Origin of the sequence: Streptomyces fuscichromogenes (genome assembly GCF_014645815.1) — a bacterium.
In the GTDB taxonomy this organism is placed as follows: Bacteria; Actinomycetota; Actinomycetes; order Streptomycetales; family Streptomycetaceae; genus Streptomyces; species Streptomyces fuscichromogenes.
This window is the reverse complement of sequence record NZ_BMML01000030.1, coordinates 68,714-92,827: the sequence shown is the minus strand read 5'-3', so window position 1 is coordinate 92,827 and position 24,114 is coordinate 68,714. Positions and strand designations below refer to the sequence as shown.

Annotated in this window: 21 protein-coding genes; 6 read left to right on the top strand and 15 right to left on the bottom strand. The window is 71.8% G+C overall.

Translation table 11 applies throughout. The features are described from left to right. Positions 1-31: 31 nt before the first annotated feature. Both IEZ11_RS42485 and IEZ11_RS42480 read right to left on the bottom strand, forming a co-directional pair. The gene (locus IEZ11_RS42485; protein ID WP_189268424.1) at positions 32-2,368 is read right to left on the bottom strand and encodes an ATP-binding cassette domain-containing protein; all 2,337 of its coding nucleotides are present in this window, start codon (positions 2,366-2,368) and stop codon (positions 32-34) included. Positions 2,369-2,441: 73 nt separating this feature from the next. Beyond that, positions 2,442-2,633, bottom strand: a complete 192-nt coding sequence (locus IEZ11_RS42480; protein WP_189268423.1) for an antitoxin — start codon at positions 2,631-2,633, stop codon at positions 2,442-2,444. A gap of 164 nt (positions 2,634-2,797) precedes the next feature. Here IEZ11_RS42480 and IEZ11_RS42475 point away from each other — a divergent pair, with 164 nt between their 5' ends. Beyond that, positions 2,798-5,269, top strand: a complete 2,472-nt coding sequence (locus tag IEZ11_RS42475; RefSeq protein WP_189268422.1) for an ATP-dependent Clp protease ATP-binding subunit — start codon at positions 2,798-2,800, stop codon at positions 5,267-5,269. 28 nt (positions 5,270-5,297) lie between these two features. On the opposite strand, the gene IEZ11_RS42470 is transcribed toward IEZ11_RS42475, so the two are convergent. Both IEZ11_RS42470 and IEZ11_RS42465 read right to left on the bottom strand, forming a co-directional pair. Beyond that, the gene (locus tag IEZ11_RS42470; RefSeq protein WP_189268421.1) at positions 5,298-6,305 is read right to left on the bottom strand and encodes an LLM class flavin-dependent oxidoreductase; all 1,008 of its coding nucleotides are present in this window, start codon (positions 6,303-6,305) and stop codon (positions 5,298-5,300) included. A gap of 79 nt (positions 6,306-6,384) precedes the next feature. After that, the gene (locus IEZ11_RS42465) at positions 6,385-6,780 is read right to left on the bottom strand and encodes a (2Fe-2S) ferredoxin domain-containing protein (RefSeq protein WP_189268420.1); all 396 of its coding nucleotides are present in this window, start codon (positions 6,778-6,780) and stop codon (positions 6,385-6,387) included. Positions 6,781-6,840: 60 nt separating this feature from the next. Between IEZ11_RS42465 and IEZ11_RS42460 the strand changes: the two genes are divergently transcribed. Beyond that, positions 6,841-7,332 (top strand): phosphatase domain-containing protein, encoded by a 492-nt coding sequence (locus IEZ11_RS42460; protein WP_189268419.1) that lies wholly within the window; start codon positions 6,841-6,843, stop codon positions 7,330-7,332. Positions 7,333-7,364: 32 nt separating this feature from the next. On the opposite strand, the gene IEZ11_RS42455 is transcribed toward IEZ11_RS42460, so the two are convergent. Continuing rightward, on the bottom strand, positions 7,365-7,580 hold the full coding sequence (locus IEZ11_RS42455) for a dodecin (protein WP_089106102.1): 216 nt from the start codon (positions 7,578-7,580) through the stop codon (positions 7,365-7,367). A 198-nt stretch (positions 7,581-7,778) separates the two neighbouring features. On the opposite strand from IEZ11_RS42455, the gene IEZ11_RS42450 reads away from it, so the two are divergent. Then, positions 7,779-9,041, top strand: coding sequence for an extracellular solute-binding protein (locus tag IEZ11_RS42450; protein ID WP_189268418.1), 1,263 nt, complete (start codon positions 7,779-7,781; stop codon positions 9,039-9,041). Positions 9,042-9,179: 138 nt separating this feature from the next. On the opposite strand, the gene egtD is transcribed toward IEZ11_RS42450, so the two are convergent. Genes egtD through egtA form a run of 4 tightly spaced genes read right to left on the bottom strand, consistent with a single transcriptional unit; the run spans position 9,180 to position 13,679 of the window. Next, a complete protein-coding gene (egtD, locus tag IEZ11_RS42445) occupies positions 9,180-10,142 on the bottom strand; it encodes an L-histidine N(alpha)-methyltransferase (protein ID WP_189268417.1) in 963 nt (320 codons plus the stop codon). After that, a complete protein-coding gene (gene egtC / locus IEZ11_RS42440) occupies positions 10,139-11,026 on the bottom strand; it encodes an ergothioneine biosynthesis protein EgtC (RefSeq protein WP_189268416.1) in 888 nt (295 codons plus the stop codon). The genes egtD and egtC overlap by 4 nt, the downstream gene beginning before the upstream one ends. Beyond that, positions 11,026-12,354 carry an ergothioneine biosynthesis protein EgtB gene (egtB, locus tag IEZ11_RS42435; protein WP_189268415.1) on the bottom strand — a complete coding sequence of 443 codons (1,329 nt, stop codon included), beginning with the start codon at positions 12,352-12,354 and terminating at the stop codon, positions 11,026-11,028. The genes egtC and egtB overlap by 1 nt, the downstream gene beginning before the upstream one ends. After that, positions 12,351-13,679 (bottom strand): ergothioneine biosynthesis glutamate--cysteine ligase EgtA, encoded by a 1,329-nt coding sequence (gene egtA, locus IEZ11_RS42430; RefSeq protein WP_189268414.1) that lies wholly within the window; start codon positions 13,677-13,679, stop codon positions 12,351-12,353. Before egtA ends, egtB begins: the two co-directional genes overlap by 4 nt. Positions 13,680-13,957: 278 nt before the next feature. Here egtA and IEZ11_RS42425 point away from each other — a divergent pair, with 278 nt between their 5' ends. After that, the gene (locus IEZ11_RS42425) at positions 13,958-14,794 is read left to right on the top strand and encodes a TIGR02452 family protein (RefSeq protein WP_189268413.1); all 837 of its coding nucleotides are present in this window, start codon (positions 13,958-13,960) and stop codon (positions 14,792-14,794) included. A 108-nt stretch (positions 14,795-14,902) separates the two neighbouring features. Here the strand turns inward: IEZ11_RS42425 and IEZ11_RS42420 are convergent, their stop codons facing one another. From IEZ11_RS42420 to IEZ11_RS42405, 4 genes are all read right to left on the bottom strand, one after another. Further along, positions 14,903-15,352 carry a type II toxin-antitoxin system PemK/MazF family toxin gene (locus tag IEZ11_RS42420; protein ID WP_189268412.1) on the bottom strand — a complete coding sequence of 150 codons (450 nt, stop codon included), beginning with the start codon at positions 15,350-15,352 and terminating at the stop codon, positions 14,903-14,905. 455 nt (positions 15,353-15,807) lie between these two features. Then, positions 15,808-17,307, bottom strand: coding sequence for an SPFH domain-containing protein (locus IEZ11_RS42415; protein WP_189268411.1), 1,500 nt, complete (start codon positions 17,305-17,307; stop codon positions 15,808-15,810). Between the two features lie 133 nt (positions 17,308-17,440). Further along, the gene (locus IEZ11_RS42410) at positions 17,441-17,659 is read right to left on the bottom strand and encodes an NfeD C-terminal domain-containing protein (protein ID WP_189268410.1); all 219 of its coding nucleotides are present in this window, start codon (positions 17,657-17,659) and stop codon (positions 17,441-17,443) included. 91 nt (positions 17,660-17,750) lie between these two features. Beyond that, complete coding sequence (locus tag IEZ11_RS42405) at positions 17,751-19,175, bottom strand: amidase (protein WP_189268409.1); 1,425 nt, start codon at positions 19,173-19,175, stop codon at positions 17,751-17,753. Positions 19,176-19,397: 222 nt separating this feature from the next. On the opposite strand from IEZ11_RS42405, the gene IEZ11_RS42400 reads away from it, so the two are divergent. Together IEZ11_RS42400 and IEZ11_RS42395 are read left to right on the top strand one after the other, a co-directional pair. Beyond that, the gene (locus IEZ11_RS42400) at positions 19,398-20,786 is read left to right on the top strand and encodes a glycoside hydrolase family 43 protein (protein WP_189268408.1); all 1,389 of its coding nucleotides are present in this window, start codon (positions 19,398-19,400) and stop codon (positions 20,784-20,786) included. A gap of 164 nt (positions 20,787-20,950) precedes the next feature. Then, positions 20,951-21,508 carry a DUF2637 domain-containing protein gene (locus IEZ11_RS42395; protein ID WP_189268407.1) on the top strand — a complete coding sequence of 186 codons (558 nt, stop codon included), beginning with the start codon at positions 20,951-20,953 and terminating at the stop codon, positions 21,506-21,508. On the opposite strand, the gene IEZ11_RS42390 is transcribed toward IEZ11_RS42395, so the two are convergent. Further along, the gene (locus IEZ11_RS42390) at positions 21,480-22,343 is read right to left on the bottom strand and encodes an SDR family NAD(P)-dependent oxidoreductase (RefSeq protein WP_189268406.1); all 864 of its coding nucleotides are present in this window, start codon (positions 22,341-22,343) and stop codon (positions 21,480-21,482) included. The two genes, IEZ11_RS42395 and IEZ11_RS42390, sit on opposite strands and share 29 nt — an antisense overlap. Before the next feature lie 134 nt (positions 22,344-22,477). After that, positions 22,478-24,079 (bottom strand): aldehyde dehydrogenase family protein, encoded by a 1,602-nt coding sequence (locus tag IEZ11_RS42385; protein ID WP_189268405.1) that lies wholly within the window; start codon positions 24,077-24,079, stop codon positions 22,478-22,480. Positions 24,080-24,114 lie beyond the last annotated feature (35 nt).

Below are 24,114 nucleotides of genomic sequence, written 5' to 3'. Positions count from 1 at the left end.
CCGGGGCAACCTGAAGCCTTCCTGAAGACCGTCAGGGAAGGGAACGGGACAGATGGGGCGCGGTGACGCTGTCCCCGGTCCGGGCGACCTCGGCCGGCGGGCCCGCCGCGACGATCCGGCCGCCCCGGTCCCCGCCGCCCGGCCCCGGGTCGATCACCCAGTCGGCCTCCGCGACGACCGTCATGTCGTGCTCGACCACCACGACCGAGTGTCCGGCGTCGACCAGTCCCTGCAACTGGCGCATGAGCACCTCGACATCGGCCGGATGCAGCCCGGTCGTCGGCTCGTCGAGGAGATAGAGCGAGTGGCCGCGCCGACCGCGCTGCAACTCGCCCGCCAGCTTGATGCGCTGGGCCTCGCCGCCGGACAACTCCGTGGCGGGCTGGCCGAGTCGGAGATAGCCGAGGCCCACGTCCAGCAGCGTGGCCAGGCTGCGTGCGGCGGCCGGGATGTCGGCGAAGAACTCCGCCGCGCCCTCCACTGTCAGGTCCAGCACCTCGGCGATGTTCCGTCCCCGGTATGTCACTTCGAGCGTCTCGGGGTTGTAGCGGGCCCCGCCGCAGTCCGGGCAGGGCGCGTAGGTGCTCGGCAGGAACAGCAGCTCCACGCTGACGAACCCCTCGCCCTGGCAGGTCTCGCAGCGGCCGCCGGCGACGTTGAAGGAGAAGCGGCCGACGCCGTAACCGCGGTCCCGTGCCTGTCCGGTGGCCGCGAACACCTTTCGCACCACGTCGAACAGGCCGGTGTAGGTGGCCAGGTTGGAGCGCGGGGTACGGCCGATCGGCCGCTGGTCGACGGAGACCAGGCGGCCGATCCCGGGCGTCTCCTCGGTGATCTCGCCGATCAGCGTCGACTTACCCGACCCGGACACCCCCGTCACGGCGGTGAGGACACCGAGCGGGAACTCGGCGGTGACCGCACGCAGGTTGTGCCGGGTGACCGGACCGATCCGCAACCAGCCCGTCGGGGACCGGAGTCGATGCACCGGCTTGGGCTCCCGCGCGAACAGGTAGCGGGCGGTCGCCGACTCCGCGACCCCGGCCAGCTCGGCCACCGGGCCGCTGTGCAGCACCTCGCCGCCGTGCTCGCCGGCCCGTGGGCCCACGTCCACCAGCCAGTCGGCGCCGCGCACCACGTCCAGGTGGTGCTCCACCACGAACACCGAGTTCCCGGCCGTCCTCAGCCGCTCCAGCACCGTGAGCAGCGCCTCGGTGTCCGCCGGGTGCAGTCCGGCCGACGGCTCGTCCAGGACGTAGACCACCCCGAACAACCCGGAGCGCAACTGGGTTGCCAGGCGCAGCCGTTGGAGCTCGCCCGCGGAGAGGGTGGGGGTGGCCCGGTCGAGGCTCAGATAGCCGAGGCCCAGCTCGATGACCGGGGCGAGGCGCGAGGTGAGGTCCGCGGTGAGGACCCGCACGGTCTGTGACCCGCCCCGGCCGCCGAGGAGTCCGGCCAGCTCGGTCAGCGGCAGCGCGACGAGCTCCGCGATCGTACGGCCCGCGAAGGTCACGGCGAGCGCCTCCGGCCGCAGCCTGCCGCCGCCGCACACGGGACAGGGCGCACTGGTCAGGAACCGCTCCGCCCGCGCCCGCAGGGCCGGGCTCCTGGAGTCCGAGAAGGTCTTCAGCACATACCGGCGGGCGCTCATGTACGTGCCCTGATACGGCCGTTGGATGCGGTCGGCGTCCCGGACCGGGTGCACGGTGACCACCGGCTGCTCGTCCGTGAAGAGGATCCACTCCCGCTGCCCGGCGGGCAGTTCCCGCCACGGCCGGTCCACGTCGTGGCCCAGTGCGTCCAGGATGTCCCGGAGGTTCTTGCCCTGCCAGGCGCCCGGCCAGGCGGCGATCGCGCCCTCGCGGACGGACAGCGACGGGTCGGGTACCAGTGACTCCTCGGTGGTCCGGTGCACCCGGCCCAGGCCGTGGCACTCCGGGCAGGCGCCCGCCGCCGTGTTGGGGGAGAACGCGTCGGAATCCAGCCGCCCGGCACCCGGCGGGTAGTCCCCGGCGCGCGAGAACAGCATGCGCAGGGAGTTGGACACGCTGGTGACCGTGCCGACCGAGGAGCGGGAGGTGGGCGCCGAGCGGCGCTGCTGGAGCGAGACCGCCGGCGGCAGCCCGCTGATCTCCGCGACCTTCGGCGCCCCGACCTGGTGGATCAGCCGCCGCGCATACGGCGCGACCGACTCGAAGTAGCGCCGCTGGGCCTCTGCGTAGATCGTCCCGAACGCCAGCGACGACTTCCCCGACCCGGACACACCGCTGAAGACGGCCAGCACGTCCCGGGGAATGTCCACGTCGACGCCCTTGAGGTTGTGCTCACGGGCGCCACGGACACGGACGTACGTGTCGTGGGGACTGTGCATCGGGCGGACACTCCGGGGCAGGCGGCTCGCGGGGCAGGGACAAACCCCGCGATCCTGGCCCGCGCGCCCTTCGCTACTGCGGAGGGTTGCCCTGCCTCCGCTCGCGCTCGATGTAGTCCTCGGCCTGCTTCTGGGCCGCGTCGACCTGGGACTGGTACTTGTTGCCGGTCCGCTGGTCGATCATGTCGCCGCCCTTTTCGACGCCCTGTCTGGCCTGGTCCTCGTGGCCCTTGAGCATCCCCTTGAGCTTGTCCAGCATGGACATGGCAGCCCTCCTCGGTGGTTGCGGCTTCCACCCCCAGCCTCACCGGCCGGGGCGCCGTCCGCATCTCGGCGGCCGTCCCCGTGCGGGCCCGGCGTGCCTGTGCGAGCTTGGAATACGCGGAATCCCGCCTACCGCAGAGCCGAGCGCAGAAAGGCCCGGGCCTCATGAGCACTCCCGGTTTCGGATTCGGACGCAGTCCCTTCGAGGAGTTCGACGAGCTGATGTCCCGCTTCTTCGGCGGTTCGGGGGCGGGAGCCCAGCCCCGCCGCCCGCAGCGCGTCGACATCGGCAGCCTGCTGTCCGAGCGGGCCCGGGAGCTGGTCGCCGAGGCCCGCGACCTCGCCGCGGCCGAGGGCAGCGAGGAACTGGACGCCCGGCACCTGCTGGCCGCGGCCACCACCCACGACTCCACCCGGCGGCTGCTCACCGAGGCGGGCGCCGACCCCGACCACCTGCGCGAGCGGCTCACCGCGGGCCACGGCGGCGGTGCGAAGACCGAGCCCACCGCCCTCACCCCGGCCGCCAAACGCGCCCTGCTCGACGCCTACCAGATCTCCCGCGCCGAGGGCGCCTCCTACATCGGCCCCGAGCACCTGTTGCGCGCGCTCGCCGCCAACCCGGAGTCGACGGCCGGGCGGGCGCTCGGCGACAGCGGCTGGGAGCCGGCCCGGATGCCGGCCGAGGGCGCGGGGGAGCGCAAGAAGCCCAGCACCACGCCGACCGTCGACGAGTACGGCCGTGATCTCACCGAGGACGCGCGGGCCGGGCGCCTGGACCCGGTGATCGGGCGGGACGAGGAGGTCGAGCAGACCATCGAGGTGCTCTCCCGGCGCAGCAAGAACAACCCCGTCCTGATCGGCGACCCCGGTGTCGGCAAGACCGCCATCGTCGAGGGCATCGCGCAGCGGATCGTCGCCGGGGACGTGCCCAGGACCCTCGAAGGCAAGCGGCTGGTCTCCCTCGACCTGGCCGGGATGGTCGCCGGCACCAAGTACCGGGGCGAGTTCGAGGAACGCCTGAAGAAACTGCTCGACGAGGTCCGCGAACACAGCGACGAACTGGTGCTGTTCCTGGACGAGTTGCACACCGTGGTGGGCGCGGGCGGCGGTGGAGACGGCTCCCTCGACGCGGGCAACATCCTCAAACCCGCCCTCGCCCGGGGAGAGTTGCACCTCATCGGCGCGACCACCGTCGACGAGTACCGCAAGCACATCGAGAAGGACGCGGCCCTGGAACGCCGGTTCGCGCCCATCCTGGTCGGCGAGCCGACCGTCGACGACACCATCGAGATCCTGCGCGGCCTGCGCGACCGCTACGAGGCCCACCACCAGGTCCGCATCACCGACGAGGCGGTCGTGGCGGCCGCCGAGCTGTCCGACCGGTACATCACCTCCCGGTTCCTGCCCGACAAGGCGATCGACCTGATGGACCAGGCGGCGGCGCGGGTCCGGCTGCGCTCGAAGACCCCGCCCACCGACGCGCGGGACATCGAGCACCGGATCGCCGCCCTGAACCGCGAGAAGGACCAGGCCGTCGCGGACGAGGAGTACGAGCGGGCCAAGGAGGTCCGCGACCGCATCAAGGAGACCGAGGCCGAGCTGGCGCAGGCCGGTACCGCCGAGGAACACGCGCCCAAGGTCACCGCCGAGGACATCGCCGAGGTCGTCTCCCGCACCACCGGCATCCCGGTCGCCGAGCTCACCGAGGAGGAGCGGGAACGGCTGATGAAGCTGGAGGAGCACCTGCACGAGCGGGTCGTCGGCCAGGACGAGGCGATCACCGCCGTCGCCCGCGCGGTCCGCCGCGCCCGGGCCGGCATGAGCGACCCCAACCGGCCCGTCGGCAGCTTCCTCTTCCTCGGCCCGACCGGCGTCGGCAAGACCGAACTGGCCCGCGCCCTGGCCGCCGCCCTCTTCGGCGACGAGACCCGCATGATCCGCCTCGACATGAGCGAGTTCCAGGAGCGCCACACGGTGTCCCGGCTGGTGGGCGCCCCGCCCGGATACGTCGGCCACGAGGAGGCCGGCCAGCTCACCGAGGCGGTACGCAGGCAGCCGTACGCCGTGCTGCTCCTGGACGAGGTGGAGAAGGCGCACCCGGACGTCTTCAACACCCTGCTCCAGCTCCTGGACGACGGCCGCCTCACCGACGCCCAGGGCCGCACCGTCGACTTCAAGAACACCGTGGTCATCATGACGTCGAACATCGGCGCCGACCGCATCCTGGCCGCCGGCACCGAGGACTACTCCAAGGTCCGCGAGGCGGTCATGCCCGCCCTTCAGCAGCACTTCCGGCCGGAGTTCCTCAACCGCATCGACGAGATCATCGTCTTCCGAGGCCTGGACCGCACCCAACTGCGCGAGATCGTCGACCTGTTGCTGGAGCACACCCGGAGCCGGCTGCGCGCCCAGGACGTCGCGCTCGACGTCACCGACGCGGCGGCCGTGCTGCTCGCCAACCTCGGTCACGCGCCCGACTTCGGCGCCCGTCCGCTGCGCCGCACGATCCAGCGCGAGGTCGACGACCGTCTCGCCGACCTGCTCCTCTCCGGTCAGCTCCTGGCGGGCGAGCGGGCGGTGGTGGACGCGGCCGACGGCGAGATCGTGATCCGGTCCGACAAACCGGCCACGGTCTGATCGCCCTGATCTCCATGGATCGCTCTGCTCAGGAGCTCACGATCCCGGCCAGCCGCCGGTAGGAGTCCAGCAGCGCCGTGCGGTCGTACGTGCTCGTGGTGACCAGCACCTCGTCGGCGGCCGTCTCCTTCAGGACCGTCTCCAGCTCGTGCGCGACCTGGTCCTCGGTGCCGGCGATGTGGCCGGCGAGCCCGGACTCGTAGAAGCCGCGTTCCTTCGCGGTCATCGTCCGGGTCTCGACGGTCTCGGCCGGGGGCAGTGGCGGGAAGCTGCCGTGGGTGCGGGAGTACGCCATCGACCAGGCCTCCGGGACCAGGATCCGGCGGGCCGCCTCCGGGGTGTCGGCGACGGCGACCGTGCCGGAGATCACCACATACGGCTCGGTCGCCCAGGGGGAGGGCCGGAAACGGTCGCGGTAGCGGTCGATCCCGCGCCGCATCCTCTCGCGGCCCCGCAGGTCGCCGATGACCAGCGGCAGCCCGGCGCGGGCCGCGATGTCCGCGCCCTCGCCCATCGCCAGCACGAACGGCGGCACCCGCAGCCCCTCCGCCGGGCGGGCCCGCACCCCGGTCGGCGAGGTGCCTTCGAACCAGCCGAGCAGCTCGCCTAGCTGCCCCGCGAAGTCCTCGGCGTCACCCTTGTCCCGGCCCAGCGCCCTGCGCACGCCGTCGGTGAAGCCGACCGACCGGCCGAGCCCCATGTCGATCCGCCCCGGATACAGCGACTCCAGCACCCCGAACTGCTCGGCCACCACCAGCGGCCGGTGGTTGGGCAGCATGACCCCGCCCGTGCCGACCCGGATGCTGCGGGTCGCGGCGGCCACGGCCGCGGCCAGCACGGTCGGCGCCGACCCGGCGACCCCGGGCACACCGTGGTGCTCGGACACCCAGAAGCGGTGGTAACCGAGCGCCTCCACCTCCCGCGCCAGCGCCACGGTGTCCCGCAGCGCCTCGCCGGGCGCATGCCCCTCGCGGGTGCGGGAGCGGTCGAGGACGGAGAACCGGGTTGGGGCGACGGTGGCGGCGGTGGCGTTCACAGAGGGTTCAACAGCCGCCCGGCCACAGGATTCCCGGCCACAGGATTCCCGGCCACGCGATGCCCGGCCCAGGCGGGCGTCAGCGGCGGGAGCGGGCCCGGGCGCCTCGCGGCGGGCGGATGAACTGGAGCTCCAGGGTGACCGGAGGCTCGGACAGCCCCGGGCCGCCGGCCGCCGCCCAGGCCAGGACCTCGTCCGTGCAGTCGTCGTCCATGGCGAAGCCGACCCACGCCGGGCGGCCGCCCGCGCGCCGGCCGGCCGTCGAGGGCTGTACGACGAGCACGTTGGCCTGGTCGCAGGGGCCGAGGCAGTCCGTCGTACGCACCGCGAAGCCGCCGTCGGCCGCCCCGGCCCGCAGCCGCTCCAACTGCCCGACGTGGTCGGTGCCGGGGTGCTTGCCGGGGTTGCCGCAGCAGCAGCCCCGGCAGAGGACGACCGTGCAGGGACGGTCCGCGGTGAACTCGGAGAACAGCATGCGCGCAGTGTTTCAACCGCTCTCCGGGCCACTGTCGGCGGCCCGTTCTAGGGTTGCCGCGTGGCAGAGAGCAGCAAGCGTCCGATCGCCGTGTTCGACATCGACAACACCCTCGCGGACACCGCGCACCGACAGCGATTCCTGGAGCGCAGACCCAGGGACTGGGACGCGTTCTTCGCGGCCGCGCCGCACGATCCGCCGATCGCCGAGGGGATCGCGCTGGCGGTGGCGACCGGCGAGGAGTGCGAGATCGTCTATCTCACCGGGCGGCCCGAACGCTGCCGGCGCGACACGCGGGACTGGCTCGCCGCCCACGGGCTCCCCGAGGGGCAGGTGCACATGCGGCGCAACGCCGACCGCAGGCCCGCCCGCCACACCAAGCTGGAGATCCTGCGCCGGCTCGCCGAACGGCGCGAGGTCCGCGTCCTGGTCGATGACGACGAGCTGGTGTGCGACGCCGCCGAACGGGCCGGGTTCAGCGTCGTACGGGCCCGCTGGGCCGACCGCTCGGCGGCCCTGGAGCAGGCCCAGGAGGGTGAGGGGCGGACCTGAGACCGGGGCTCGGCCGGTCGGACAGGAGCCCGTCAGCCCTCGTCGTCGATGCGGAAGCCCACCTTCAGGCCCACCTGGTAGTGCTCGATCTGCCCGTTCTCGATCTGGCCCCTGACCTGCGTCACCTCGAACCAGTCCAGGTTGCGCAGGGTCTGGTTGGCGCGTGCGACACCGTTGCGGATGGCCTGGTCGATGCCCTCGTGCGAGGTGCCGACGATCTCGGTGACCCGGTAGGTGTGGTTCGGCATCGGGGAGCTCCTCTCGTCGTCACTCCACGGTGCCGCATCCGGAAGCGGAGCGCGAGGCGTCGGTTCCGAAACGCCGACAGCCCTTGACCCTCCGTATTGGTCCATACCAAAATCCCGTACACCCGCACGAGCCCCGGTGCTCGTTTCCCCCACGTCGGGCCCCTTCGCCTGTCCGTCAGACAGAACAGGACCCCCCTCGTGACACATCGCCGCACGCTCGGCCTCGTCTGCGCGTCCGCCGCCCTGCTGAGCGCCTGTGGAGTCCTGCCGGGCGGAGGGGGCGGGCGGCACACGGTCACGGTGTGGCTGATGCGGAACAGCGCCTCGGCGGACTTCCTGCGCCGGTTCACCGCGGACTTCGAGCGCACCCATGAGGACATCCGCCTGGACATCCGCATCCAGGACTGGACCGGCATCGTGGACAAGGTGCAGGCGGCCCTGAAGAGCGACTCCGACGACGCCCCGGACGTCATCGAGGTCGGAAACACCCAGGTCCCGCAGTACGTCGAGGACGGCCGGCTCACCGACCTCACCCTGGAGTCGATGCGCGACTGGGGCAAGGACCGCTGGCTGCCCGGCCTCGCCGAGCCCGGCCGGGACGACTCCCGCCAGTACGGCATCCCCTGGTATGCCGCCAACCGGGTGGTCATCTACCGCAAGGACCTGTTCAGGAAGGCCGGGATCGGCTCCCCGCCGAAGACCCGCGAGGAGTGGCTCGCCGACACCGGGAAGCTCGACTCGGACGGCAGACAGGGGATCTACCTCGCCGGGCAGGACTGGTACACCCTCTCCGGATTCGTCTGGGACGAGGGCGGCGACCTCGCCCAGGAGACGGACGCCGAGTGGAAGGGCACCCTGGACAGCCCGGCCGCGCTGCGCGGGATGGAGTTCTACCGGCAACTCCAGGCGCTCGGCAAGGGGCCCGTCGACGCCGACGAGGAACACCCGCCGCAGGCCCAGGTGTTCGCGGGCGGCCAGATCGCGCAGATCGTCGCGGTGCCGGGCCTCGCCCAGTCGATCGTGCAGGAGAACCCCGAACTGAAGGACGAGATCGGCTACTTCCCGGTGCCGGGCCTCACCGCGGCCCACCCCGGCGCCGTCTTCACCGGCGGCTCCGACCTCGTCGTACCGCAGAACACCGACCGTCCCTACGACGCGACCGCCGTCGTCGGCGCGCTCACCGGCGCCAAGTGGGACACCGACCTGGCCCGCACCATGAACTACGTGCCCAACAAGACCACGCTGGCGAGCGCGGTGGCCGGGGAGGAGGGGGTCGCCGCCATGGCGGCGGGTGCCGCGCGGGGACGGGCGACCCCCCACACCCCGGACTGGCCGGCGGTCGAGGCCGACAACCCGATCAAGGGCTACATGACCAAGGTGCTCCGCGGGGCGGACCCCGCGACCGAGGCCCGCCGCGCCTCCCGACGCATCACCGAACTGCTCGCGCCTGATTTCGGCTGACCTGGCGCATGACCGGACAGGCGGTGCGAAGTCGGCCGCGGTTCGGCAGCGTCCCAAAGGGCGCGGGGAACCGCGCGACCAGCCACGACGGCGCCGCGGACGACCGACGACACGGCGCGGCACACCCAGCGGAGCGGCTCAGCGCGCGAAGCTCAGCGACAGCGCGAAGCGTCCCTGCGAGTCAGTCCACCAGTTGGCCAACTCCAGCCCGGCGGTGGCCAGTTCGGTGCGCACGCCGTCCCGCCGGAACTTCGCCGACACCTCCGTGCGCAGTTCCTCGCCCGCCGTGAAGTCCACGGCCAGATCGAGCGCGGGCACCTTCACGGTCTGCGCCGCCCGGGAGCGCAGCCGCATCTCGATCCACTCGTTCGCCGTGTCCCACAGGGCGACATGGTCGAAGGCGTCCGGGTCGAAGTCGGCGCCCAGCTCCCGGTCGACGACGGCGAGGACGTTCTTGTTGAACTCGGCCGTCACCCCGGCCGCGTCGTCGTACGCCCGGACCAGTACCTCCTCGTCCTTGACCAGGTCGGTGCCGAGCAGCAGCGCGTCGCCGGGGGCGAGCAGGCGGCGCACCGAGGCCAGGAACCCGGCCCGCTCGGCGGGCAGCAGGTTGCCGATCGTGCCGCCGAGGAACGCCAGCAGCCGCGGCCCCGGCGTCGCGGGCAGCTCCAGCCGGCCGGTGAAGTCGGCGATCAGGGCGTGCACGGTCAGTTCCGGCCGCTCCGCGACGAGCGCCTGGCCGGCCTGCGTCAGCGCGCTCTCGCTGACGTCGACCGGGACGTACACCTCAAGGCCGGTGAGCGCGTCGATGAGCAGGCGGGTCTTCTCGGAGGAACCCGAGCCCAGCTCCACCAGGGTGCGGGCACCGCAGGCGGCGGCGATCTCGCCGGACCGAGTGCGCAGGATCTCCCGTTCGGCCCGGGTCGGGTAGTACTCGGGCAGCTCGGTGATCTGCTCGAACAGCTCGCTGCCCCGGGCGTCGTAGAACCACTTCGGCGGCAGCGTCTTGGGGGTGGCGGTCAGGCCGGTCAGGACATCGGCGCGCAGCGCGGCGTCCGTCGCGTCCTCGGGAAGGGTGCGGGTGACACGGAAGGGACTCACGTACAGGGCTCCTTCGGGGAGGTGGGCGCCCCTGCCCGGACGGGGCCGGGAGTGGGGGAGGGTGCCGGGTCCTCGACCGGGTTCTGGACGGGTTTGTCGATGGGCTTCTCGATGGGTTTCCCGATGGGACTCCCGGCCGGTTTCCCGACGGGGGCGAGTTCGACGCCCGCTCGGCTCGCGGTGAGCAGGGTGCGGTCGGGGACCTCCCGCCAGCGCGGGTCGTCGTCGTACGGCTCGGAGGCGACGACGACGCGGTGGCCGGGTTCCGAGAGGTAGCAGAGGCTGTCGCCCCAGGCGGTGGCGGCGATGGTCGCGCCGTCGGTGAGCAGGAGGTTCAGCCGGGCGCCGGGGGCCGCCTCGGCCACCTGCTGAACCGTTTCGGCAAGGGCTGGGCCCGGCGCCGCACCGGACCGCAGCCGGTGCAGGACCAGTGCCCAGACGAACGCCGAGTCGGTGCGCGCCTCCATGGACAGCAGGTCGGCCGGGGGCAGCAGCGGGACGAGCGGGGTCATGGACCCCGGCCAGCCGGGGATCGCACCGTTGTGGCTGAACAGCCAGCTGCCCGCGGCGAACGGCGCCGCCGCGGCCTCCCCGTCCGCACCCGCCAGGGACGCGTCCCGTACGGCGGCCAGCAGCGCGCCGGTGCGGACCACCCGGGTCAGGTCGGCGAAGGACCCGTCGGCCCAGATCGGCACGGCCCGCCGGTAGCGGGCCGGCCGCGGATCCGCCGGGGCGTACCAACCCACCCCGAAGCCATCCGCGTTGACCGTCCCGTACTGCTGCCGCCTGGGTGCCCACGACTGCCGGTACAGGGAGTGCTCGGGCTCCACGAGGAGCCGCCCGAGTGGCTCCTCGGGCCCCAGGAAGGCCAGGTGACGGCACATCAGACGGTCTCCGCGGCGGAGCGGGCGGTGCGGAAGCCGGAGAAGATCTGCCGCCGGATCGGGTAGTCCCAGTTGCGGAACGTCCCCCGGCAGGCCACCTGGTCCACGGCGAACGAACCGCCGCGCAGCACCTTGTACTCGGGGCCGAAGAACACCTCCGAGTACTCCTTGTACGGGAAGGCGGCGAAGCCCGGGTACGGCTCGAAGTCGCTGGCCGTCCACTCCCATACGTCACCGATCAACTGCCGTACACCCAACGGGGACTCGCCCTGCGGGTAGCTGCCGGCCGGGGCCGGGCGCAGATGCCGCTGGCCCAGGTTGGCATGGGCCGGGGCCGGGTCGGCGTCGCCCCACGGGTAGCGCCGGGACCGGTTCTCGCCGGGGTGGTGCCGGGCGGCCTTCTCCCACTCGGCCTCGGTGGGCAGCCGGCGCCCGGCCCAGCGGGCGTAGGCGTCCGCCTCGTACCAGGACACGTGCAGCACCGGCTCCTCGGGCGGTACGACCTCCGTGATCCCGAACCGGCGGCGCAGCCACTGGCCGCCCTCCCGGTGCCAGAACTGCGGGGCGGAGATGGCGTGCTGCCGGATGTGCGCCCAGCCCTCCGGCGCCCACCAGCGCTCCTGCTCGTAGCCGCCGTCCTCGATGAACGCCAGGTACCGGCCGTTGGTCACCGGGGTGGTGTCGATCCAGTAGGACGCCACCTCCCGCCGGTGTGCGGGGCGTTCGTTGTCCAGCGCCCAGGGTTCGGTGGAGGTGCCCATGGTGAACGGGCCGCCGGGGACCAGGACTTCGGCGGGGCCGGTGAACGGCGGCGCCGGTTCCGGGTCCGGGGCGGTCAGGGCCTGCGGGCCCTTGCGGAGCTGATGGGTGATCAGCATCGTCTCGTCGTGCTGCTGTTCGTGCTGCGCGATCATGCCGAAGGCGAAGCCCGCCTCGGTCAGCCGGGTGCCGCTGAACGCCGCGCCGTCCAGCAGGTCAAGGGCGCGCCCGCGCACCTCCGCCGCGTACTGCCGGGCCTCGGCGGGCGGCAGCAGCGGCAGCGAGGGCCGCTCGGAGCGCGGATGCTCGAAGGCGTCGTAGAGGCTGTCGATCTCGGGGCGCATCGCCTCCCGGCCGCCGACGTTGCGCAGCAGCCAGAGCTCCTCCTGGTTGCCGATGTGTGCGAGGTCCCAGACCAGCGGGGACATCAGCGGGGAGTGCTGGGCGGTGAGGTCGGGCCCCTCCACGCAGCTGGTCAGCAGCGTGGTGCGGTCCCGGGCCGTGGTCAGGGACCTCAGCGCCCGCTCCCGCAGGGCCGCGATATCGATGTCGACGTCGGTCTCGGTCATGCGCTGATGTCCTTCCCATGGGCGCGACCGGCCGTGCCGCGCAGTCGGTCCAGCAGGTCGTCGGCCGGGCAGCGGCCCCGCAGGACGTACCGGTCCCGGTACGCCGCCACGGCATCGACGACCCCGGGGGCCGCGCCGAGCCTCGGCAGGGCCTCCAGCGCCGCCGCGAAACAGGTGACGGCCGCCTCGTGCAGCTCCGGGTCGCCGAGCCCGGACCGGGCCGCGTCGAGCCAGAGCGGATTGTGCGGGGCGGGCTGCGGTCCTGCCCGCTCGGCCAGCGGTTTCACCGTCCGGTATGCGGTCTCGGCGGCCTCGGGGTCGTCGAACAGCGCCGCCGTCACCGCCAGCGGCACGATCCACCCGTCGTCGCCGGGCTGGGCGTCGATCATCCGCAGCTCCAGGTGGCCGCGCGGTCTGACCGGCGGGAACAGCGTGGTGAGGTGGTACGCCAGATCCGCGCCGGTGGGCGCCCCCGACCGGGTCCAGGCCCGGAAGGTGAGGTCCTCGGGAACCTCCCAGGGGCCGCCGTCCCGCCGTACGCACATCACCGGCGCGTCGAGGACGTGCCGGGCCCAGGTCGCCCGCGGGTCGCCGTCCAGCGGGGGCGCGCCCGCGCGGCCCGCGCCGATCTCCATCCACAGCAGCTGCCGGGTGGAGACCCAGCCGGTGGGCCGGTTCCCGACCAGCGGGGAGTTCGCGAACGCGGCCACCAGCACCGGGCCCAGCTGATGGGCCAGCCACCAGCGCCGGGTGTACCCGAGCGGGCCGGGCTCCTCGTGGCCGGCGTCCAGGCAGACCTGGACGGACGCCGAGGAGCACATCATGTGGCGGCCCGCGGTGCCGGTGCGGTCCAGGCAGGCCTCCATCGCGTCGTAGCGCGGTTCGCGCAGGAAGCGGCGGGGCGTGTGCCAGGGATCGTGACCGGCGCCCACGAGTCCGAGGTCCTGTTCGGCGAGGACCTTGCGGACGGCGTCCAGGTCGGCGGAGACGGTGCCGATGCACTCCGTGAGGGAGGCGGCGGGCGGCGAGCTGAGCTCCAGCTGGCCGCCGGGTTCGACGGTGAGTGCCGAACCCAGGGGCACCGTGCGCAGTGCGGCGTATGCCGCTTCGAGTCGTTCGGGTGTTACCGGGAGCTGCGGCTCGCGCAGCTCGTGGACCAGCCATTCCACTTCGACCCCGAGCGTGCGGGGTGGGCCGGTCTTGAAGCAGATGCCCTTGACCAGGGCCTCTACCTCCGCCTCGGTGACAGCGGTGCGGTCGTCCGAGAAGTCGGTCCTCACAGAGCCGTCGGTACAGTCGCCGCCGTCGGATATCGAGTCGGACATGTCGGGATCCTCCTGAGATTCCACCATGCCACCGCCCCGGCCGTGGATGCGTCCGGGACGGCATCGTCCGTTCCACCCAAGACCGTCGCGTCCATTCGCACAAGGGTGCCCATGGGGCCGTTCTGGATCGGTAACCTCTGCTTCCTCGTGTGTTTCCGACCGTTTCGGGCCATGGAAACTCCGTTGCACGGCATCACCAGCATCGCCCAGGATGCCTACATGAGCACGACGGGGGAGGCCGCGCGGGCCGCGGCCATGGCGTCCACGGGGGTGGCGCCATGAGTGCGCGCCTGCGCGGCATCGCCCAGCAGACCGAACAGATCGTGGCGGCGGGAAGCTACCGCACACCCGACGGCCGGGAGATCCTCCTGGCGCCCGATATCGCGGCCGCACGGGCCGGGACGCGGCTGTACGGCCCGGAGCCGGTACCGGTCCCGTCCGCCTCGGCCCCTTCCGCCCCGGACCCGGACGCCGTCTTCGAGGTCACCGGCGAGAGCAGCCTGGAGGCCGCCCGCCGTCTCGCCGACCGCCCGGTGGCCGTGCTCAACTTCGCCTCGGCCCGTAATCCGGGCGGCGGCTATCTGAACGGCGCCCAGGCGCAGGAGGAGGCCCTGTGCCGGGCCTCCGCGCTGTACACGTGCGTGCGTGAGGCCGCCGCGTTCTACGACCATCACCGCGCCCACCGCGACCCGTTCTACACGGACCGCGTGATCCACTCCCCGGCCGTCCCGGTCTTCCGCGACGACCGCGGCCGCCTCCTCGCCGAGCCCTGCCGCGCGGGCTTCCTGACGGCCGCCGCACCCAACGCGGGCGTGATCCGCCGTACGGCCGCGGACCGCGTCGGCGAACTGCCGGGCGCCCTCGCCGTACGGGCCGAACGGGTGCTGGAGGTGGCCGCCGCCCACGGCTACCGGCGGCTCGTCCTCGGCGCCTGGGGCTGCGGGGTCTTCCAGAACGACCCCGCTCAGGTCGCCGGCGCCTTCCGGGGCCTGCTGGGTCCCGGCGGACGGTTCGCGGGCACCTTCGCACACGTGGTGTTCGGGGTCCTGGACCGCACGCCGGGATCCGCGGTCCGGGCCGCCTTCGCCGAGACGTTCAGGACCGCTGAGGTCTGAGCGGACCCGGTGAAGCCGGCTACGAGCCCGTGCCCCGTAGGGGCGCGGGGAACTGCGCGACCAGCCACGACGGCGCGGCGGACGGCATATCCCAGCGGAGCGCCCCGCTCAGTTCCAGCCGTAGCGCTCGTGCAGCCGGTTGCGTACGAGGTTGAAGCGGCCGCGGTCGAGTGCGCAGGCCTCGCGGCGCATGCCGTCCTCGTGCAGCCGCAGTACGCGGTCCACGTCCACCCAGGAGTCCCGCCCGGTGCGGTCCCACGGCCCGCTGCCGATCGCCACCCACTCGCGGTCGTTGTCGTGCCGCTTGCTGGAGAGCTGGACGGCGAGCAGGGTGCCGGCCGCCTCCCGGGCGACGACCAGCACCGGCCGGTCCTTGCCCCGCCCGTCGTTCTCCTCGAAGGGCACCCAGGTCCACACGATCTCACCGGGGTCGGGATCGCCGTCGTGGGCGGGGGAGTACTCGGTGTGCACCTTGCCGACCTCGCGCGGGTCGGCCTCGGTGGTCGCGGTGCGGCCGTACCGGCCGGGGATGTTCTCGTCGTCGATGTACGCAGTCACGAGGGCACTTTAAGGGGCCGCAGCCTGCGGGAACAGGCGGGGTCCCGGTCCGGCGCAGCCCCGCTTCGATCAACCCGGCGGTGATGTCAGGGCGTTCGGTGCGCGGAAGCTGACCGGCCCCGGGGACCGGCTCGAACCGGCCCGGTGGGAAGGCCTTCGCGAAGGCGGCTCCGTACGCGGGCGTGACGATACGGTCGCTCTCGCCCCAGATCACCAGCACGGGCTGCCGCACCCGACCCAGTGGGGACAGCAGCCCGGGGGCGGTCATCCGGCCGCCGTCGGCGAGCGGCCGCATGGTCGCCATGTCGGCCTGACGGCGGGCGAGTTCGGAGGCCGAGCGGGCCACAGTGCTGGAGCCGCTGCGCCGGCTCGACGCGCAGGAGCGACCACAGGGGTCCCCCGGCGCGGCCGGTTCGGGGACCCCTGCTCTGCTGCTGTTAGCCGTCACTCGCCTGCTACGGCTGCTGCTCGCCGTCCTGCTCCATCGGCACCTTCTGGGGCTTCGGAGCCGTGACCCCGTTCAGGGCCGGTGAAGTCCTGCCCGGTGTCTGACCGTTCTGGTTCATCGAGGCAAGGAGCTGGCGGGCCAGCCCCAGTCCGGTGCCGCCCATCGTGAGCGCCTTCGCGAACAACTCGGCCATGCCGTCGGCGCCGTTGAGCAACACCATGTTGTCGACGTTGCCGAAGGCGGACGCGCCCGCCTTGACGATCTCCGGCCAGTTCTCGGCGAGTTGCTGGGCGACGACGGCCTCCTGGTTCTCGGCGAGCGCGGCCGCACGGGCCTTGATGGCCTCCGCCTCGGCGAGACCTTTGGCCTTGGCCGCCTCGGCCGCCGCCAGCCCCCTGGCCTGGGCGGCGGCCGCCTCGGCCTCACCCGTGGCCCGGGTCGCGGCCGCGTTCGCCGCACCCCGGGCCTTGGTCGCCTCGGCCTCGGCGGCCGCGGCCGTCTTGACCCGGGTCGCCTCGGCCGCGGCCGCCAGTTCCGTCTCCTTCGCCTGGGCCTGGGCCGCCGAGATACGCGCGTCACGCTCGCCCTCGGCCAGCGTGCGCTTCTCGTAGGCCGTGGCGTCGGCCGGCTTGCGGACGTCCGCCTGGAGCTGCTGTTCGCGCCGGTACGCCTCCAGTTCGGCGACCCGCGTCTCCTGGACGACGACCTCCTGCCGGGCGGCCGCGTCGGCGAGCGGACCGGCCTGGCGCGCCTGGGCACCGGCCTTGTCGCGCTCGGCCTGGTAACCGGCCTGGAGGATCTCGCTGTCCCGGGTGGCCTCCGCCATCCGGGCGAGCGACTGCTGTTCCGCCTCGGTGGCGAGACGGTTCGCCTCCGCCTGGGCGATCCGCGCGTCCCGCTGCACGGCGGCGGCGTGCGGCATGGCCAGGTTCTTGATGTACCCGGTCGGGTCCTCGATCTCGTGGATCTGCAGGGAGTCCACGATGAGCCCCAGCTTCTCCATCTCCGTGCCGCAGGCGGCCCGGGTCTGTCCGGTGAGCTTGTCGCGGTCCCGGATCATGTCCTCCACCGTCAACCCGCCCACGATGGACCGCAGATGACCGGCGAACACGTTGTGCACCCGCTCGGACACCAGCTTCTGCTGGTCCAGGAAACGACGGCCCGCGTTGGCGATCGACACGAAGTCGTCGCCGACCTTGAAGATGACCACACCCCGCACCTTCAGCGGAATGCCCTGGAAGGTCACACAGTCCACCGACAACTGGGTCTCCTTGAGGTCAAGGGAGAGCTTGCGCACCGCCTGCACGCCCGGCATCACCAGCGTCCCGCGCCCCGTGACGATCCGGAAACCCATGCCCTCTTCGAGGCCCTCGGTCCGATGCTTCGAACCGGAGATGATGAGCGCCTCGTTCGGCTCGGCGACCCGCCACATCATCTTGAACATACCGACCAGCGCGAGTACGGCTGCTAACGCCGCCCCCGCAACGACGCCGACGACCATCGGCATTCGCCCCCTTTGAATGGTGCCCTTCCGGCACCGAACGAGGGGAGTGTGCGCCCGTCCGAGCTCCTGTTGAAGACGCTGACGGCTCCTTGTTGCCGTCTTGACGCACAAGCGCCTCACCTGGGGTCAGTGATGCTCAACTCTCGTACGCGGGCGTGACATAGACCGTCCGCGGGGCCAGGTACTCGACCACCATGACCACCGTTCCCCGCTCGAAGCGGCCGGTGCCGTCGGCGGCGTACGCGAGGAAGTGCTCGGCGCCCCCGCGGACCCGGACGATCACCTCGCCGACGAGTCCGGGCCCGATCGTTCCGGTGACCCGCCCCATGAGCCCCACCATCGACGCATCGTCCATGGCCAGAGGGTACGGTCCGGTCATGCGACAGGAAAGCGGCGGGTGTTGACGCGACCGGAGTTCACGCGGCCCCTGTTCATGCGAGCCGTGTTCATGCTGCTGGGGAGTCCTCGGTCACCGGCTGCGGCGGCCAGAGCTCGTGCCAGCGCAGTTCGGCCTCCAGTTGGGCGGCGACCGAGACCAGCAGCGGCTCGCTGTCCGCCGGCCCGAGCAACTGGGCGCCCACCGGCAGTCCGTCCCCGGTGAACCCGGCGGGCACGTTCACCCCCGGCCACCCCAGCACGTTCCACGGCCAGGCGTACGGGCAGGCCGCGATCATGGCCCGGTCGGTGGCGAACTGCCCCAGCCACAGCAGCGCGCCGACGTGCGGCGGGGGAGCGGCGGTGGTCGGCGCGAGCACCATGTCGTACGACGTGAAGAAGGTGCCGATCCTGCCGCGCAGGGTGGCCTCCGCGCGCCGGGCGGCCCGCAGCGGGGCCCCGTCGAGCAGCCGGCCCAGGCGGGCCGCCTCCAGGGTGCGCCGGTCGAGCAGGTCCGGGTGCGGTGCCTCGCGGACGCGTTCGGCGATCCCGACCGTGGCGCGCGGCACGAAGGTGAGCCCGATCTGGCCGTAGGGCGGGTCGGCCTCCTCGACGGTGTGACCCAACGCGGCCAGTTTCCGGGCGAGTTCGAGGACGCGGGTGCGTACCTCCGGCCGGAGCCGGGCGGGGAGCGCGGTGAACGGAGGCTTGAGGGAGAGGGCGATCCGCAGCCGCCCGGGGTCGCGTCCGACCGCGTCGACGAGAGTCAACTGAGCAGGCCGGTGCGGGTCCTGCGGATGGTTCCCGCTCGCCGCGTCCAGCAGCAGGGCCGCGTCCGCGACGGTGCGGGCCAGGGTGCCGTTGACCGTGATGCCCTGGAACGACTCGCCCCGCGGCCAGGTGGAGATGCGGCCGCGCTGCGGTTTGATACCGACGAGATGGGTCCAGGCGGCCGGGATGCGCACGGATCCGGCGCCGTCCGAGCCGAGCGCCGCCGGCACCAGCCCCGCCGCGACGGCGGCCGCCGAGCCGCCCGAGGACCCGCCCGGAGTGTGCCGAGGCTGCCACGGGTTGCGGGTGGCGCCGAAGGCCGGCCCCTCCGTGAACGGCCACTGCCCCAGCTCGCAGGTGTTGGTCTTGCCGACGATCACGGCCCCGGCCGCGCGCAGCCGCCGTACCGCCTCCCCGTCCTCCGTCACCGGCGGGAACTCGCCCCGGCAGCCGAAGGCGGTCGGCTCGCCGGCCACGTCCATGTCGTCCTTCACCGCGACCGGCACCCCGAGCAGCGGCCGGCGCACCCCGGCGGCCAGATCCCGGTCGGCCGCGTCCGCTTCGGCGAGGGCCGCGGAACGGCGCACGATCCGGAAGGCGTTGAGGGAGGTCTGGGTGGCCTCGATGCGGGCGAGACATGCCTCTACCAGCTGACGCGACGTCAACTCACCGTCGGCCAGGGCGCGTACGGACTCGGCGAGGCCTGCGGAACGGTCGTACGGCATGCGGGGATCCACCTCCGGGGCACAGCGTTTACCGGAGAGTAACGTCCAATCGGCCGGCGCCGGACAGGTTTCGCACAGCCGACGTCCAGCTGTGGCCCAGTCCTGCGCAAAGCATTGACGTGAACCTGCCGCTGCTCTTAGTTTCTGGCGACTTCTCGAACCATGTTCGAAATACCGGACGCGCCGCTGCGTCCATGTCTGCACGAGCCCCGGAGAGCCGCCGTGACCACACGTCCCCCCACCCCGTCCCGTCGCACCCTGCTGCGCGCCCTGGCCGTCCTGCCCGCGACGGCCCTGGCCCTGGGCGAACTGCCCACCCTGCTCGGCGCGGCCGAGGCCGCCGCCCCCGCGAGCGGCTACGCCACCCGCTACACCATCGTCCCGTTCCTCAACAGTGACGACGGCACGGTGAACGTCTACCAGTCCGACGACGCGACGGACTTCCGCCTCCTCCAGTCCTCCGCCTACACCCCGCCCAGCAACCGCATCCGCGACGCGAGCATCTTCAAGCACACCGACGGCTACTACTACGTCACCTACACCACCCACACCTGGGAGGACGAGAGCACCACGATCGGTTTCGCCCGCAGCTCCGACCGGGTCAACTGGACGTTCCTGTACGACTACACGATCCCGATCACCGACCTGTCCCGGGCCTGGGCACCGGAGTGGTTCGTGGACAGCGACGGCAGCGTCAACGTGATCGTGTCCTGCTCGACGACGGACGACGAGTGGATCTTCACCCCGTACGTCCTGACGGCGACCGACTCCGCGCTCACGTCCTGGACCTCCCCGGTCGCCCTGTCCGGCATCGGCTCCAACCACATCGACACGTACATCGTGAAGGTCGGCTCGACGTACCACGCGTTCACGAAGAACGAGACGGCGAAGTACATCGAGTACGGCACCGCCTCCAGCCTCAAGGGGCCCTACACCATCTCCAAGACCGGTGACTGGGCCGGCTGGGGCAGCTACCGCGAGGGCCCGTCGGTGATCCAGCTCGACAACGGCGGCTGGCGGATCTTCTTCGACGGCTACGGCGACGGCAACTACTACTACAGCGACAGCTACGACACGTTCGCCACCTGGAGCACCCCGACCGCGCTCGCGACCCTCTCGGGCACGGCCCGCCACTTCACCGTGATCAAGGAGACGGTGTCGGGCGGCACTTCGGTGACGAAGAACGCGACCCGTTCCTTCCAGTCCGTCAACTACACCACCCGCTACTGGGAGGAGGTGTCCTCCCTCCTCAACCTCCCGGTCGTGACCAGCTCCAGCGCCTCGGCGGACAAGACGGCCGCGACCTTCACGGTCGTGGCGGGCCTGGCCGACTCCAACGGCTACTCCTTCCGCGACTCGTCCGGCAACTACCTGCGCCACTACAACTTCCGTGGCCGCTTCGACGCGAACGACGGCACGACCACCTTCGCCCGGGACGCCACCTTCGTCGCCCGCACGGGTTCGTCCAGCGGCTCGGTGCGCTTCGAGTCGTACAACTACCCGGGCTACTACCTGCGCCACTACAACTACCAACTGCGCGTCGACATCTCGGACGGCACGGACCTCTTCCGCCAGGACAGCTCGTTCGCGGCGGTGTCAGCCTGGGCCTGACCCGCACCGATGTCGACCTGGGTAAACATTCTGATGATCCGTCAGTAGTTCCCGCGAGTTCCCGGGACTTCCCGTGGAAATGTGCAACGGGTGCGGGGGCGGGAGGGTGGAGTGACCAGGCGTGAGGGCCCGGCGAGCACCAAGACGCTCGCCGGGCCTTCGACGTGGAGGCGTGGGTGCGGCCCCTGTGTGCGCTGGTTGTGGCAGGAGTTGCGGCTTGTACGTCACACGTCCATCAGCGGTCGTTCGTTCTGCAGGGTGGGGCCGACCGGGTGAGTGCGTCGTTGTGGCCGTTGTCGGCGGACGGGCTGCTGCTGTTGGCCACGCCGGGTCTGCCGAAGCAGGAGAACGGTGTCGGCCGTCGCGCCAAGTGGGCGGTCTGGACGGCGTTCTTGCGGGGGATCGCCGTCTCCTTGGCTTTTGATCGTCTTCGCGGCGCCGCCGCTGGAGTGGCGGTCGGTGCTGGTGGCCGGCCGCCGGTGGCCTTGTCGCTGTCGGTGGAACTCCTGGACCACCGGACCGGTGGCCATCGTCCGGACGGGACAGGGCGGCGGCTTGACCGGGATGGGGCGGATCCAGGTGCGGCGGGGCTGACGCTCACGCGCAGTACCCATGGCTGCCCCGACCTCTCCAGGAGGGCGGGGCAGACTCGGTGTTCGGCGCCGGACGCCGCGGCGCGAATCAGTGGGCCTGTCAGTGGCCGGACACCTGTGCGGAGGTGATCGTCGCGCCGTCGCCGTTGGCCTCAAGCGCAACGTGCTTCCACGTCTCCCAGGTTTCGAGGCGGGACTTGTAGAGGTCGGGCACGAGCTGGGTGGGGAAGGTTCCGAAGAAGACGCGCAGCGGCGGCTGTTCGGCGTCGACGATCTTGAGCAGGGCGGGTCCGGCGGCCTTCGGGTCTCCGATCATGCCGGCGGGGAGGCTGTCGCGCTGTTCTGCCATGGCGGCGCGCAGCGGGTCGTACGCGGACTGTGTTTCGGCCCAGACGGCGCTGTTGCCCGCCCAGTCGGTGGCGAATCCGCCGGGCTCGACGAGTGTCACGTCGATGCCCTGGCCGGCGACTTCCTGGGCCAGGGATTCGGTCAGGCCCTCCAGCGCCCATTTGGACGCGTGGTAGCCGCCGAGCAGGGGGAAGGCCGCGACACCGCCGAAGGTGGAGATCTGGACGATGTGTCCGGATCCCTGTTCGCGCAGGATCGGCAGGACCGCCTGGGTGACGTTCAGTACGCCGAAGAGGTTGACTTCGAGCTGGTCACGCAGCTGCGCGACGCTGATCTCCTCGACGGCGCCGAACAGGCCGTATCCGGCGTTGTTGACGACGACGTCGATGCGGCCGAGACGGCTGTGGGCCTCCTGGACCACGCTGAACGCCTGTTCGCGGTCGGTCACGTCGAGCTGGAGCGGCACGATCGCGTCGCCGAACTGCTTGACGAGGTCGTCCAACGCGGCGGTGTCGCGTGCCGTGGCGGCGACGCGGTCACCGCGGTCGAGGGCGGTGAGAGCGAACTCGCGGCCGAATCCGCGGCCGGCTCCGGTGATGAGCCATGTCTTGGACATGAGTGTTCTCCATGGGTCTGTCGGGCTTGACGTGGATGGTCGAGGTGCTGCCGGGATGTTTCGAGCGCAGGGAGGAACGGTCACTGGCTGCGCCGCGAGCGGCAGTGGCTTGGTGTGAGGGGGTCGGGCTGCGGTCAGAAGTCCTTGCGGGCCATGTTTGCGCGGGTGGCGGACCCGACCATGCGGGTCAGGTTGAGCCAGGTCGGGCGGGTCGTGTAGCGGGCGTTCGCGGCCATGAGCCGGTCGAAGGGGGCCTTCTTGGTGTAGAGGAAGTGGGTCATCGACACGAACTGGTCGTAGAGGACCGCCTTCTGTACGTTCGCGTAGCCGAGGAGGTTGCCGAAGTTGCCGTGGCCCGAGACGACTTCGCCGTCGCGGTCGGCGCCGCCCCAGATCAGGTAGGGGTTGGTGAAGAGCAGTGCGGGGATGGTGTTGACGGCGATGGCTCCGTACCGCAGGTCGTCGATCGCGGTGTCGAGCGCCGCCTGGTGGGCCTTCTTGGTGTCCTCGTCGATGACGATCATGCACGCGAGCGAGCCGAGCAGCCGGTTGTTGCAGTACGTGACCGCCTGGGCGAGGAACTTCTCGGCGTCCGCGGGCGCGTCGAGCGTGATTTCGGCGATGACCTGGCAGAAGGCCTCGTTCGCCGCGGCGAAGCCGTCCGGTTCGGCGCCGACGATGAACAGTCCGTCGCTCGCCGCCTGTCTGCCGTGCTCGGGAACGAGTACCTCGGCGTCCGGGTACTGGGCGGCGAACCGCTCCTTGGCGGCGCCGCTGCCGGGGTAGTAGCTGCTGATGGCGGGGGTCTCCTCGACGAACGCCTTGCGTATGGCGTCGAGGAACTGCTGGCGCTGGGGCCAGTGCTTGGAGGTGACCAGGGTCTGGGCGCGCCCGCACACGGCCCCTCCGTTGATCTTCGCGAGGGACACGTACTGCTGGGCCTGGTGGACGATCTCCTTGTCGGTCCAGGGCCGGTCGCCCGGCACGACGATGCACGGGTTGTTGCCGCCGCACTCGGCGACGACGGGGGTGTCGGTGGCCGCCGTGATCGCCTGGGCGGTGGCGGCGCTGCCGGTGAAGTAGATCGCGGTGAGCCCGGGCAACTGCGTCAACTCGACACTCTGGTCGGCGTCGCAGTAGGCCAGTGCCCCGATCTCGACCAGGGGGGCGAAGACCTTCTGCCAGACGGCGTCACTGGCGGCGTTGAGCGGGTGGGGCTTGTGGATCACCGCCTTGTTGTCCCAGAACAGCGCCTTGACCGTCTCGGTGGACGCGCTGTAGTTCCCGGCTCCCAGCACGGCGATGACTCCGGGAGCTCCCTCGCGGGGGTCCACCTGGCGGGGTTCGCCCTTGACCCGCAGGTGCCCGCGCTGCCGGCCGGCGGTCATCCCGTCCTTGCGGGTCTGGGGGTAGACCTCGATGTCGTAGGTCCCGTCGCCGATCTCGGTGATCTGCTTGGCGGTCAAGGGCTTGCCGCGCAGGATCGACTGGTACAGGTCGACGGTGGCGGCGATGGTTCCGCCGATCAGGCCGACGGTGGAGTTCAGGTTCAGGCCTACGGAGAAAACGTGCTGTTCGACCAGGCCGTCCTTCATCGTGCCGTCGGCCTCGGCGAGCTGCTCGGCGTACTGGGCCATGTTGCGCTGGATCTGGTCGAGCAGCTTCAGCCGCTTCTCCAGCGAGGTGGCGGCCCAGGCGTCGGGCTTGAGGGTCTGAAGAGCGTTCGTGGCGTGCATGGCTGGTTCTCCTTGTCAGGTACAGGAAGTACTGG

Excerpts from the sequence above, each read along its gene's own strand:
- egtA (WP_189268414.1), bottom strand. The coding sequence starts at position 13,679 with ATGTCCGACTCGATATCCGACGGCGGCGACTGTACCGACGGCTCTGTG.
- IEZ11_RS42410 (WP_189268410.1), bottom strand. The coding sequence starts at position 17,659 with ATGGACGATGCGTCGATGGTGGGGCTCATGGGGCGGGTCACCGGAACG.
- IEZ11_RS42455 (WP_089106102.1), bottom strand. The coding sequence starts at position 7,580 with ATGCCGAACCACACCTACCGGGTCACCGAGATCGTCGGCACCTCGCAC.
- IEZ11_RS42415 (WP_189268411.1), bottom strand. The coding sequence starts at position 17,307 with ATGCCGATGGTCGTCGGCGTCGTTGCGGGGGCGGCGTTAGCAGCCGTA.
- egtC (WP_189268416.1), bottom strand. The coding sequence starts at position 11,026 with ATGTGCCGTCACCTGGCCTTCCTGGGGCCCGAGGAGCCACTCGGGCGG.
- IEZ11_RS42425 (WP_189268413.1), top strand. The coding sequence starts at position 13,958 with ATGAGTGCGCGCCTGCGCGGCATCGCCCAGCAGACCGAACAGATCGTG.
- IEZ11_RS42465 (WP_189268420.1), bottom strand. The coding sequence starts at position 6,780 with ATGCTGTTCTCCGAGTTCACCGCGGACCGTCCCTGCACGGTCGTCCTC.
- IEZ11_RS42405 (WP_189268409.1), bottom strand. The coding sequence starts at position 19,175 with ATGCCGTACGACCGTTCCGCAGGCCTCGCCGAGTCCGTACGCGCCCTG.
- IEZ11_RS42480 (WP_189268423.1), bottom strand. The coding sequence starts at position 2,633 with ATGTCCATGCTGGACAAGCTCAAGGGGATGCTCAAGGGCCACGAGGAC.
- IEZ11_RS42475 (WP_189268422.1), top strand. The coding sequence starts at position 2,798 with ATGAGCACTCCCGGTTTCGGATTCGGACGCAGTCCCTTCGAGGAGTTC.
- IEZ11_RS42485 (WP_189268424.1), bottom strand. The coding sequence starts at position 2,368 with ATGCACAGTCCCCACGACACGTACGTCCGTGTCCGTGGCGCCCGTGAG.
- IEZ11_RS42385 (WP_189268405.1), bottom strand. The coding sequence starts at position 24,079 with ATGCACGCCACGAACGCTCTTCAGACCCTCAAGCCCGACGCCTGGGCC.
- egtB (WP_189268415.1), bottom strand. The coding sequence starts at position 12,354 with ATGACCGAGACCGACGTCGACATCGATATCGCGGCCCTGCGGGAGCGG.
- IEZ11_RS42390 (WP_189268406.1), bottom strand. The coding sequence starts at position 22,343 with ATGTCCAAGACATGGCTCATCACCGGAGCCGGCCGCGGATTCGGCCGC.